Raw genomic sequence first — 12580 nt, forward strand, 5'->3', positions numbered from 1 at the left:
ATCGTGGGTATTGGCACCCCCGGCCCTGGGCTGCAATTCATCGGGAGGCAGCAGGTCAAATTGGTATTTCAGAGGAGTGACTTTCTCTACGATTCTCAGCAGTCGTACAAATTCATGTCCCTCATTGCCCTCTCCCCCTCCCCCCGGCGAACCGCCTTGGGGCAACAAATCCGAGTTTTCAGAAGAGTTTCCATCGAGCGCCCTCAACAGGTGATCGAGTCGCTCCTCCCCAAGCACCTCGCCTGAAGGAAAGTCGGCTCCATCCCCCTGGCCAAATGGCACACTCAACTGATGGTTGGCATCGACGACAAGCGGCGCCCCGCTCTCGCCCAAATCGAGCCGTGCCACGCCCGTCGGGCCAGTCACCAGAACGCTACCCTCTTCGAGGCGATCGCCGACCTTGGCTACCTGCACATTTCCTTCGACGTCTCGAATCCAGACCTCACCCGAAACAGCAACAATTACGGCATCTTCCATGATAGTTTCCCTGTACCTGACATGCTTGCGTGCATAAGACACAAAATATGTAAGCCAGGGGACGACACACACTGTACTCAAGGACAAGCCATACAACCAAAAGAGCCAAAAGATCGTAACGGCAAAATTTTGAAGTTACTCAAGGCGGAAAAAGACTCAAGAATCCTTCTTTTCACTCTTTACGAGAAACTCTGTTCAACAATGAATTTCACTTCGCAACCAGGACGTGCTTTTCAACCCCAAAAAAGCAATCCAGGGACCTTGCAGAAAACCAATAAAAAAAGGCCTGGCATAGCCAGGCCTTCTTGCACCCTACAGATATCAATCCACTATCAGTTGACCGTCATCCAGCATCTTCTGAAGCACTTGATCACCGCTGCCAGCAGACCCGACGCCACCCAACTCGATAGTCAGATCCGCATTACTTCCAGAGGCGTCGATACCACCTGAGGTCTTGACCTTCAACACGATATCATCGCCCTCATTCAAGGCAATCAGGTAGCTAGAAAGATCAGATGACGCTCCATCGACAAGCAGACCGCTCAGATCCAGCTTGTCACCTTGCTCTGTCATGCCAAGTGCAAAGTCCTCGATCCGATCAACGGAGGGGGTATCAGGCACTACGTCGCCGGATTCCCAGGTAAATCTATCGCTATCTAGCCCGCCCCATAGAATGTCATCACCTTGCCCTCCGACGAGGACGTCCTGCCCAGCCGCACCAATCAGGATATCGTCACCCTGCTCGCCATAGAGTTCATCGTCCCCTCCATCCTGGCGCTCGGGATTGGTCAGAGCCTCCACGTTGGAAAGTATGTAAGCCTTTATATCGTCACTTCCGAGAGCCGATCCATTGCCATGCTCCGGAGACCACTTGAGAAACTCATAGAGCCCTTCATACCCCAACCCATCATGCTCACCCGATGCAAACTCTTCTTCGGTTTCGCCATTGACCCATCCTAGAGCATCAGAGTTGACGGTATCGCCGAAGACGAGATCGTTTCCGGCCCCCGCAAATACCTGGTCACTCCCCAGAGGTTCCAGCTCCGATATACTGGATCCAGTATCAAGCGCAAGATTAAGATCGTCCTCGGTGTTTACCACGTTAATCTCGCCAGCAGACCCGGTATAGGCGTTACCATCTTCCAGCGTTGTCTCGACCTCGTTCGCCAGGACATCTGTATTATCGAAGTAGCGGATATAATCCACCAGGCTATCTTGCCCAATACCAATGCCATGGACTGTATCCGCAAACTCCAGCAACTCCTGAAACGATGCAACCGACTCCTCCACCGCAGCTAGTGACCCGGGATTGAGGGGGCTAGGAATAACCACCTTGCCATCGTCGTCCAACCATACCGTGGGTAGTCCGTCGGTGACAAAAACCGCTGTGGACTCAAAGCTATTGGCCTCGGACATGGCAGCAAGAAAGTCCTTGCTTGCAACAAAACCAGCATCAAAATTCGTGGAACCACCAACGCCCATACCGAGAATATAGCTGCGCGCTGCCTCCAGGTCTTCTTGTCCGAAGTCTTCGAACACCACGGGGCTCCTGGCTATACCATCAAAATCAACCAGCTGAAGATTCAGAGTCCCATCAAAGTCAGCAAGGGTTTCCAACTGCCGCAGCATCGAAGCCTTGAGAAGTTCGAGGCGAGTATAGTTTCCAGAACCATCAGGACGAAGTGTATCGACCTCCTCTTTCATACTCGATGAAGAATCGAGTATGAACGAAAGATTATAGTCACCTGCAGGATCTATGATGGTAGACGCTCCGCCCTTGTCGGCAACGATGACATCATCGCCTCCACTTGCGGCTATCCCGTTGTTGGCGTTGTTGTTGACCAGAAGCTCGCCAGGCCCGGCAAGGGAGAGTATCAGCTCACCATCTGCCTGATCACCATCACTGTCGGTTGCCTCAAGCGCCAGCGACAGCTCAGCATCACCAGACGACGCCCCGCGGGTCACTGAAACGCTGCCCAGTGCAAAGGGCTCACCACTGCCTCCGTCTACAACAAGCGCCTGCATGCCTTCAGACCGGCTGACGACAAATGTCCAGCCATCCTGGAGCCCCTCCACGGCCAGCCCATCACCAGCAACTTCCACCCTGACCTCGGACGTCACATCAATACCGCGCTGATCGAGAACACGAAAATCGCTCGATGATAGCGGCAGGAATTGATCTTGCCCGTCCTCTGCCACGATAGCCAGAGCACGAAGCTGGAAGCTGGCACGGGCGTTATCGGCACCATCAAGCAGTACAGTCTGGCTAAACTCCCCTACCCGAATATGAGAGTCCCAAATTACCGCCCCTTCCGCATCACTTGCGCCCTCCACCATATCGATACGCAGTTGATCCCCTTCACTGATCCGGCCAGACCCGACCCCAAGCGCTCCGCTTGAGATATCGATACCGTTCGCAGATGAAAAGACCAACTGGCCGTCGACATCGTCATCAGAGATATCCACCACTCCCTGGTTTGTACTTTCGGTAAGAGAGATACCATCTACCCCACTTTCAAGGCGAGTGGAAACAGACAGCTCACCCTCCTCTGTCGCCACACTCGCCGTACCGCTGGCCTCGTCCAGCACAATGGAAAACCCCGTCTGGCCTGTCGAGGTGACCGCTACCAGCCCGGCCCCATCGTCGCTCAACTGCCAGACCAATGGGCTGCCCTCCAACATGATGACGTTACCGTTGACGTCCTCGACCGCTGCCCCACTCAATTCACCGGCAAAGGAGATCGGCCCGGCCTGACCATCCGCGCCATAACCGCCTTCCAGCGCAATATCGCCGATGCTACCGTTCTTGAGCGCCAACGGCTCCGCAGTGATTGTCTCTGGAGCATCATCATCGATACGAATATCGAGGCCACCAACGGCCTGACTACCATCGGAATCGACAACGGTATAGCTCACCGCCAACGTGATGTCGTCCTCTGTCGAGTTTTCTGGATGGTCCAGCGGACGTGCCAGGGTTACCTCGAAGGCACCGCTGGCAAGGTCCGTTACCGCGATGCGTAGCACCTCATCGCCTGACTCCATGGCGGCCACCAGGGTCAAGCCGTCATCCGACACCGTATAGCTCAGCAACTCGCCGGCAGAACTCAACGCTGGGAGTCCCGCAAGAGACCAGACGAAGGCCCCTTCGGCCGCCGGTCCGTCATCGCCGAAGTCGTAGCCGAGCACACCCGTGATCACCGTGGCCTCGCCTGCCACGTCGCCTCCTCCACCGGCGATACCACCATCCAGGCCGTCCTCGTCGAGCGCCACCTCAGCCGGCGCCGCGTCCGGGTTTCCCCCTTCGTTGGGTGTAACGGGACCAGCGGCGTCGAGGATCTGGATAGTCTGGCGCGCCTGAGTCTGATCTCCATCACCATCGGTCTGAACAAGACCGAACGACAGTGATGGTGCTGCGCCCTGGTCGAGACCACCCGCTGCAGAAAAGGACCAGGTTCCGTCTCCACTGACGGTCAACCGTCCTTCCTCGAGCACGATCTCCTGGCCCAGTGCAAAGGCTTCATCGATCCCCGCCACTGACACAACGAGGCTGGCGACGCCATCGGCACCATCGACGGCGCCCCAGCTCCCCTCGATGGTACTGCCTTCCCCCACCTCGGCGGGACCGCCCAGCTCGATGCCGGGAACATCATCGACAATCAGTACATCCAGACTGGCGGAGCGCCCGTCGCCATCTCCATCCGTTACCGTTACGTCGATCTGTTCAAGAAATCCACCACCGGTCGCCCCCTGCGTCCCGTCATTGTCGACAGCGGCGGTCAGCTCGAAGTGGTAGAGCACGGTGCCCCCCGTGGCGTCCCCCTGAAAACCATCCAGCCAGAGGATGCCATGGGGCGTATCGAGGGACCTGGGAGTCGCCTCCAGGGCCTGAAGGTCCGCCAGCGTCAAGGAGAGCGCACCTCCCAACGTCAGCGTGCCTAGACCGTCGGGAGTGTCGAAGTTGAAACTGCTGGACTGCTGCAAGGTGTCTGTTGAAGGCTGACTTCCCTGGGCCAGTCCCGACTCACGCACCACCAGCTCGGCGCCTTCCAGTCCTCCCGGTAGATCGTCGCCGTCCGGGGCGATACCAGAGCCATCGGGCCCACCTTCAAGCCCCTCCAGCGATACATCTTCATTCTCGCCATCTTCGTCTTCGCCGGGATTGTCGCCGTCCACGATATCGCCGAGGAACAGGTGAGGTTCTTGACCATCAGCCGAGTTCAGGCCGTACTCGTACGAAAGCGGAGAGACCTGCTCGAGGATACGCAATAGCCGGACGAACGAGTTGCCTTCATTGTTGCCACCACCAATCCCTGGGCCCGCTTCTGGATCATCAAAGGCATCAAGAAGGTCCTGCCGGGATTCAATGGCATCCAGGACCTCTTCCAGCCGCTCTTCGTCGAGCGCAGAAGTCTCTGCCGCATCATTCGAGTCAATCTGTGCAAGAAGAAGGGTATCTAGCTGGTCCGATTCAGCGTCACCCTGTCCCAGAGGCAGCTCGAGCACTTCGCCGGCCTCGAGCACAAGCGATGCTCGCCCCGGCTGCTCTCCAACAACGACTCGACCATCATCACCGGTAACGAGCCACTGGCCTGGCTTCAGCACATCTCCGGGCCTGGCAACCTGTTTCTCCCCGGTCTGATCGACAATCCACACAGTTCCTACGGTAACAATGATGTTCATGGGTCTGGCCCCGCGTTTTCTGCTTGTTGGGTTTCTCACAGAAAATAGGGGGGGGCCCATGCGGGCGATACTGTCTAGTAGGTCAGGTCATGGCAAACTCAATCCCAACGAATCATTACCGCATATTTAAGGTGTAATGATCAGCAAGGTTACAGCCCATCTCTTACAAGACAGTCTATTCATCAAACACGCGGAGAAGTCGGCGTAAGCCGAAAATTGACTTTCAGGCGGGAAAAGAGACGAGGTTACTGTGTGGAAAACGAGTACAAGCAAGGAGTGACAGGAATAGCACGATCCCGAATCACCCCCCGCTCTGTTTCGAGAGCACGCCTCACTGACGGTCCCTGGAGAGGCGCAGGATCAGCTGCATACGATCCTTGACGCCCAACTTGCGAAAGACTGCACCAAGATGGGCCTTGACGGTACGCTCGGTAATCCCTAGCTCCCTCGCCACCACCTTGTTGCTTTGCCCCTCCGCGACGGCCAGGGCGACATCCTTCTCGCGCTCCGTCAGGCCCTCCAGCATATCGTGATGCACGGCCGGAGCGCCCCCCATCGCCTTGAAGACGCCTCCCACCAGGCTGTCCATCAACTCGGGCCATAGCCAGATGCCCCGGTGCCGCACCACGACATCGACCTGACGCAGTACTTCAGGTGTCGAAAGTGCGTGGACATACCCCCTCGCGCCGGCGGTGAAGGCCTGGTATGCCTCGGCGGAATGTGGATTGAAGGACAGCACCGAAACCAGCACACCCTTGGTGGTCAGGCGTGTGCAGAGTCCCGCCCAGTCACCAGCCTCTACCACCACCCAGGCCAGATCGCCCTTGACGGCATGGTCGATGACACTGTGAGGAGCGACCACCTCCAGATCACTGAAGGCATCATTCCAGCGCGGCACCTCGCTACTTCCTTGATAGACCAGGTATCGAGTCATCACCGCTCTCCCATCGCGTTACCCCAGGCACGCAGTACCGGCTTCAAGAGGAACTGCATCACCGTGCGCTTGCCCGTCAGGATATCCACCTGAGCGGTCATGCCGGGGATGACATCCACCGCTTCGGCTTCCGCGCTGTCTTCGGTGCGCACACGAACCCGATAGTAGGTATTACCCTCTTCATCGGTGGTGGTGTCCGCGCTGATGTGCTCCAGCTGGGCATCCAGTCCGCCATAGATGGAAAAGTCATAGGCCGTCAGCTTGATGGTGGCAGGCAGACCCGGGCGCAGAAACGCGATGTCCTGTGGCGCAATCTTCGCCTCGACCACCAGAGCGTCGTCGGTGGGAACGATATCCACCACCTCCTGGCCGGGCTGAGCCACCCCGCCGATGGTGTTGATCGCCAGGCGTTGCACAACGCCGTCGACCGGCGACCGTATCTCCGAGAGACGCACCCTGTCCTGAAGCCCCTCGCTGGACTCATCGAGTGCTGACAGTTCACCCAGGGTCGCCGACAGCTCCTGACGCCATTCATTGCGCGCCTTCGCATCTACCTCGCGGAGTTCGCCCAGCGCTTCCTGAATCGCCGACTCCAGCCGCGACACCTGGGCCGCCGCTTGGTTGCGCTCACCGCTGGCCCTGGAAACCTCACGCTGCAAACGCAGCACCTCGACCTCCGAGACCGCGCCGCTGGACAGTAGAGGGCGTGTCAAATTGAGTTCCTGGCTAGCGAGATTCAGCTCACGACTGGCTGCGTTGCGACGCGCAGTTGCCTCGTTGAGCTCTGCCCGACGCTGCTCCAGTCGTTCCTGCAATATCTGCTTCTGCTCGTCCAGCGTTTCCAGACTGCTGTGATACAGCTCGCGCTCGCGGGAGACGATATTCGGCGCCTGCTCGATCAATGCCTCCGATGGAGAGAATTCGGACCCGGTCGCCAACGCCCTCAACCGCTCGGCCTTGGCCTGCAAGGTTTCTGCCTTGGCCCTGTTCTCGTTGAAGTTCGAGAGAAAACGCGTCGGGTCGATGCGCATGAGCAGATCGCCGGTGGAAACAAAGTCACCTTCGCTGACGCGAATCTCCTGAACCACGCCACCATCGAAGCTTTGCACACGCTGAAGCTGGCTGGAGGGAATGACCCTGCCACTGCCCCGCGTCACCTCATCGATCGGTGCGAAGCACGCCCAGACAATGACGCAGATGATCGCGACCACAACCATGTAAAGCATCAGCCTGGCGCGCAGTGGATCCTGCTGCATTCGCGCCCAGTCAGCGTCACTCGCCCAGTCTCTGTTGAGATGGGACGCGCTGACACGGCGTGCGAATAATCTATCGATAAAGGGACGGAAGACTTTGCCACCTTTCCGTGATACGCGACCGACGCCTTCGAATCCCTTCTGTTCAGCACTCTTGCTGGACATCAGCTGGCCCTCCCGATCTGGCCTTTGCGCAGCGCATCCATGACGCTGTCACGCTCACCATCTGCCACCACCTTGCCGGAGTCGATGACCACGATACGATCCACCAGCGACAGCAGGGATGTGCGGTGAGTCACCACCACCATCGTCTTGCCGCCGGCATAGTCCTTGAGGTTACGCTTGAAGGCCTCCTCGCTGGCGTGATCCATGGCGCTGGTCGGTTCATCAAGCAACAAGATCGCCGGATCGTGCACGATGGCACGGGCGATCGCTACCGCCTGCTTCTGACCTCCCGAGAGCATCTGTCCGCCTTCGCCCACCTGCAGTTCGACGCCCTGGGGGTGAGTACTGACGAGTCCGTCGAGCCCACTGATACGGATGGCCTTGAGCAGAAGATCGTCATCCACCCCTTCACTACCGGCACCGGCGATGATGTTGTCCTTCAACGAACCGTAGAACAGCCGAACGTCCTGGGGCACATAACCGATATGACGCCTCAACTGCAGGGGATCAAACTGACGAATGTCCACATCATCGATCAGCACGGCACCAGACGTCGGCTGGTACAGACCGAGCAACAACTTCTGCAATGTGGTCTTGCCACAACCTACGCGCCCCAGCAGCGCCACCTTCTGGCCTGGCGCTATCGACAGGGATACGTCGCGCAGGCTGTCATTCTCGGCCTGGGGGTAGCGGAAGGTGACCTTGTCGAATTTCACCAATCCCTTGACGGCGGGACGATCGATATAGCTCTTTTCCTCACGTTCCACCGGCATTTCCATCACTCTATCCAACGACTCCAGGGCCGTGGCCGATTGATGATACTGAGCCAGCAGTGCGGCGGCCTGGCTGACCGGCGCCAGCGCACGAGACGACAGCATGTAGGCAGCGATAAGACCACCCTGGGAGAGATTCCCATCGATGATCAGATAGACGCCGATGAGGATGACGCAGATACCGACAGTATTCTGGGTCCACTGGGCAATACTGGTGACCGATGTACCGAGAAACTTCAGCTGAGCCCCGGTGCGCGATAGGAAGGCACTGGCCTGCTCCCATTGCCCCTGCACTCGGCTCTCGCCCCGCAGCGTCTTGACCGTCTCCAGCTGGGAGACCGATTCCACCAGGGTGGCGTTGCGTTGCGCGCCTACCTTCAAGGTGGTTTCCGACAGGTCGTGCAACTTTCCCTGGGCACCGAGGGCGTAGAGCAAGATAAACAGCACGCCGACCACGATCGGAATGACCAATGCAGGGCCTATCAGACCAATGATAGCGATAAACATCAGAACGAACGGCAGGTCCACCATGGCGATCACGGTGGCGGAGCCGATAAAGCTCCGAACCGACTCGAAGGATTGCAACATCGAGACAAAGGAACCGGTCGAGGCAGGCTTGGCCTCCATCCGCATCCCCATGACACGTGACATGATACGCGACGAGAGCTTGACGTCAGCACGACTGGCCGCAAGATCGACAAAGCTTGAACGCATCAACCTGAGGGTCAAATCGAACGCCAGGACGATCAAGGCACCGATGGACAGGACCCACAGCGTCTCGGTGGCGTGATTGGGCACCACGCGATCATAGACGTTGAGAACAAACAGGGGCATCGCCAGCGCGAAGATATTGATGGCGACAGAGCCCAGTATCACGTCACGATAAAGGCGCCTGTTTTCCTTGATCACGCTCCAGAACCAATGCCCAGAGCGCTTTTCGTTGACATCCTTTGAACGGGCATCGAAACGGAAGCGCGGACGCGTATAGATCGCCGTCCCGCTGTACCGCTCGTGAAGCTCGTCCAGCGAGATTTCCACCGACGCTTGCCCCAGTTCGGGATAAATCACCTGCGCGGTACGCGCCTTGACGTCGATATCCAGCAATGCGCAGGCTCGCCCCGGCTCCAGCAACAGCACGACGGGGAATAGCGCGGGATTCAACTGCACCAGGCGACTCTTGACGATTCGCGCCGTCAGCCCGGCACGTTCCGACGCTCGGGGAAAGATCCCGGGCGTCAGTGCGCCATCTTCAAGCGGAAGCCCCGCTGTCAGGGAATCGGCACTTACATCATGCTCGTGGTAGTGCGCAATCGACAGCAGCACTTCCAGCAATTCATCCTTGACGGGGCCTCTGGCATCATCCTGTTCCTGCGCGTCAGGTGTTGTAATTTCCGTTTCATCCGCAACTCGTGAATCGTCCACGTAAACCTCTCTGTCGGCCGATGGCTGTACCAGAACGTCCTTCCCGTGCGACCCGGCCTGTCATCCCTGCAGTCGTCACGGCTCCCTTTGCTGCAATGCAAGGACCAGAACGTGGCAGTTGCATTCACATCTCGGGAAATGGCGCCCCCAAGGGGGGCGCTATCTTCCGCTGAGTTTCTAGCCCTCCAGGCTGTGGTTCTCGACCCCTCGCGCCCAGGCAAGTGACACGCTGTCATTACCGGCAAAACCAGGCAAGGCCCCCATGTCCAGATTCTCGCCGCTGCGCTCGAGGGTGATCTCCACTCGACGGTTCTGCCGGCGGCCCTCGACGGTGGCGTTGGATTGAACCGGGCGATGTGACCCATAGCCCTCGGTCTCGATCAAGGATGGATCGACCCCCTGACTGATCAGGTACTCACCCACCGCAGCCGCTCGATTGCGTGACAGTGGGTCATTGATGGCATCGGTACCGGAGATGTCCGCATGGCCAGCGATGAATACCCGGACCAGGTCGTTACGACCACGGATGCGATCGGCCAGCGCACCCAGTTCCTGCTTGGCTCTCGCGCTGAGGACGTAGCTGTTGATCTCGAACAGAGCGTCCGCAGGCATGACGACGTCCGGAGCCCGTGTGGAGCCGGTAAGCTCCTCGATGCTGTAGGACCGGGGGCCTACCGCCGGACAGACGATATCCGGCGTAATCGACACACCGTTGCTGTCCAGCTCGGCGAGGGTCGGCAACCCATCCTTGCGCACCTCGAGCACTTCCAGCAGGCTTCCGGTGGCACGCAGGGTACGGGCATCGGCCAGGGCGACGTCATACTGCGCATTCACATAGGCACGACTCGCCTCGAAGTACTCGTTCTCGATGTCCAGCAGGTCGAGCAGCGAACGCTGACCGATGTCGAACTGTTGCTTGTACGCCCCGCGAACACGGTCGGTGGTCTGACGGTGCTCGTTCAGATACTCGAGCTGGTCGCGTAGACGACGGGTATCGTTGTAAGCGATGGTGGTGGTCTGACGGATGTCGACGCAGGCCTTGTCACGCAGATTGACCGCCTGCTCGACACGATCACTGGCGGCGCGGAACGACGCCAGGTCGCTGCCGCCGCGGTACAGATTGAGGCTACCTACCAGTTCGATGCTGTGACGGTCTTCATGATCGTTATCGGAGATGAAGTCACCGTCGGTATCGCTGCCCTTGTAGGTACCACTGCGGCCCACCAGGTCAAGCCTGGGATGGAAGGGTGACTTGGTGCCTTCACGCTCGGCGCGAGCCGCCTCGATATTCTCGATGGCGGCATGGAAGTCCGGGTTACCCTCGTAGGCAAGCTGCAACGCCTGGGCGACGTCAGCGGGTAGCTGCTCGGCGAAGGTCGGCGCCGGCGCAAGCGCTTCCGGCGGCAATTCCCCCACCAGACGCTGGAAACGCGCAGATACATCGTGCAGGTTGGACGCTTCGGTGATGAGGTTCGATTCGGCCAGTGCCAGACGACCGCTGATCTGTTCAAGGTCGACACGACGACCGGCGCCGGACAGCGCACGGGCCTCGATCTGCTGATAGACCTCCAGGTGCTTCTGGTAGTTTTCCTGGGCAAGGCCCACCAGGCGGCGGTAACGCTGAACATCAAGATAGGCGTTGGTCGCGTCCAGCGCCGCGTCCTGACTCGCCCCCAGCAGCTCGTAGTAGCGAACCAGTTCTGCCCGGCTTAGACGCTCCACCTCGCTGGCGGTAGCGAAGCCGTCATAGATCATCTGGTTCAGCGTCACCTCAGCATAGTCAGTATCGTAGCTGCCCTGTTGATCGTTCTGGCGATCCTCGAGGCCAACGCCTGCATTGACGTCAATCTGAGGCAGGTAGCCTCCGAAGGCCACTCGTTCGTCGTGCCCCGCAGCCTGGAAGCCGTTCCAGGCAGCCAGCACCTCGGGATTGGTATTGATGGTCTGCTCCACGACGTCACGCAGGGTCGCCGCCCCCGGCGACGTAGTGCCAGGCGGCAATGCCTGCGCGTCCTGGGCCATGACTCCTGACCCCATCAGCATTGACGTAGAGGCCAATGCGATGGCACTTACCAGCGGCCGCAACATGGAAGAGCGAGCTTCTCGGCAGATCGTTTTCATTCGTGTTCCCTTAATTATCAATGGCCGCAGCCAGTACAGTTGAATCTAGTACCAACGAACTAGCCCAACAACCCCGTAATCTGCTGGACCAACCGTGCTGCTTCGGCGCTACCATTCTCATCATCCCCGGGATGGGCGAGCAGTTTCCCTGTAGCGCCGATTGTCGAGCGCTTCCCCAACGCTGCTAATATCCCATCCAACTACAACTACAATTCTCGCACATTTGATCACATTCAGTAACAACAGACTGTCCAGCGCCCTCCTTGTCCGGCGAAACCCCTCTTGACAGAGCCAACCCCATCGTTCTACGGCAAACCTGTCCCGTAGCAGTACGCAAACATGCTATCGTAACCCCTTGGATCAAGTGCCTAGCCAAGGAGTTACCGATGGCCTCATCCGAAATTCAAAAAACCCGTGTCATCAACGAACTAACCGGCTTTATCAAGAAGTTGCTACAGGATCCCAAGGTCCTGGAGACCTCTCTCGAGATCGCCCGCCGACACCTGGAAAGCGGTAGCGACAGTAGCGTCATGGCCGACATTGCCAACGAAATATCGGATACCACCAGCATTCATATCCCTGACAGCGCCGAGGAGCACTCCGAAGCCGACCGGCTCTTCCTGGAGCTTCTAAAAGAGGTCGTTCAGGAAGAAAAAGCGCTGTACTGACGGACTTTTATCGCTCTGCTCCTGCCCCCGCCGATCGCCCAAGCTGCCATCGGCGGAATCTTGAAGATCTCAATCAAACTTGATCTG

At 58.5% G+C, this 12580-nt stretch carries 6 protein-coding genes and 1 pseudogene; 1 reads left to right on the forward strand and 6 read right to left on the reverse strand.

The genetic code is table 11. The features are described 5' to 3' along the window. Positions 1 to 66 precede the first annotated feature (66 nt). The 6 genes and pseudogenes from NKF27_RS21240 to NKF27_RS10715 form a co-directional block, all read right to left on the reverse strand. Positions 67 to 477: pseudogene (locus NKF27_RS21240) on the reverse strand (retention module-containing protein); the annotation flags it as partial. A gap of 321 nt (positions 478 to 798) precedes the next feature. Next, complete coding sequence (locus NKF27_RS10695) at positions 799 to 5157, reverse strand: retention module-containing protein (RefSeq protein WP_253551518.1); 4359 nt, start codon at positions 5155 to 5157, stop codon at positions 799 to 801. Positions 5158 to 5488: 331 nt separating this feature from the next. Beyond that, positions 5489 to 6091: a response regulator transcription factor gene (locus NKF27_RS10700; RefSeq protein ID WP_253551520.1), complete on the reverse strand. Its 603-nt coding sequence runs from the start codon at positions 6089 to 6091 to the stop codon at positions 5489 to 5491. Next, on the reverse strand, positions 6091 to 7509 hold the full coding sequence (locus NKF27_RS10705) for an HlyD family type I secretion periplasmic adaptor subunit (RefSeq protein ID WP_253551522.1): 1419 nt from the start codon (positions 7507 to 7509) through the stop codon (positions 6091 to 6093). The genes NKF27_RS10700 and NKF27_RS10705 overlap by 1 nt, the downstream gene beginning before the upstream one ends. Next, positions 7509 to 9671, reverse strand: coding sequence for a type I secretion system permease/ATPase (locus tag NKF27_RS10710; protein WP_253556459.1), 2163 nt, complete (start codon positions 9669 to 9671; stop codon positions 7509 to 7511). Before NKF27_RS10710 ends, NKF27_RS10705 begins: the two co-directional genes overlap by 1 nt. A 210-nt stretch (positions 9672 to 9881) precedes the next feature. After that, a complete protein-coding gene (locus tag NKF27_RS10715; RefSeq protein WP_253551524.1) occupies positions 9882 to 11726 on the reverse strand; it encodes a TolC family outer membrane protein in 1845 nt (614 codons plus the stop codon). A 485-nt stretch (positions 11727 to 12211) separates the two neighbouring features. Between NKF27_RS10715 and NKF27_RS10720 the strand changes: the two genes are divergently transcribed. Then, the gene (locus NKF27_RS10720; protein ID WP_253551526.1) at positions 12212 to 12493 is read left to right on the forward strand and encodes a hypothetical protein; all 282 of its coding nucleotides are present in this window, start codon (positions 12212 to 12214) and stop codon (positions 12491 to 12493) included. Positions 12494 to 12580 lie beyond the last annotated feature (87 nt).

Source organism: Halomonas sp. DN3 (genome assembly GCF_024137905.1).
In the GTDB taxonomy this organism is placed as follows: Bacteria; Pseudomonadota; Gammaproteobacteria; order Pseudomonadales; family Halomonadaceae; genus Halomonas; species Halomonas litopenaei.

Bases quoted from the DNA above. Each gene is read 5' to 3' on its own strand.
- NKF27_RS10695 (WP_253551518.1), bottom strand. From the start codon at position 5,157: ATGAACATCATTGTTACCGTAGGAACTGTGTGGATTGTCGATCAGACC.
- NKF27_RS10700 (WP_253551520.1), bottom strand. From the start codon at position 6,091: ATGACTCGATACCTGGTCTATCAAGGAAGTAGCGAGGTGCCGCGCTGG.
- NKF27_RS10705 (WP_253551522.1), bottom strand. From the start codon at position 7,509: ATGTCCAGCAAGAGTGCTGAACAGAAGGGATTCGAAGGCGTCGGTCGC.
- NKF27_RS10715 (WP_253551524.1), bottom strand. From the start codon at position 11,726: ATGGCCCAGGACGCGCAGGCATTGCCGCCTGGCACTACGTCGCCGGGG.
- NKF27_RS10720 (WP_253551526.1), top strand. From the start codon at position 12,212: ATGGCCTCATCCGAAATTCAAAAAACCCGTGTCATCAACGAACTAACC.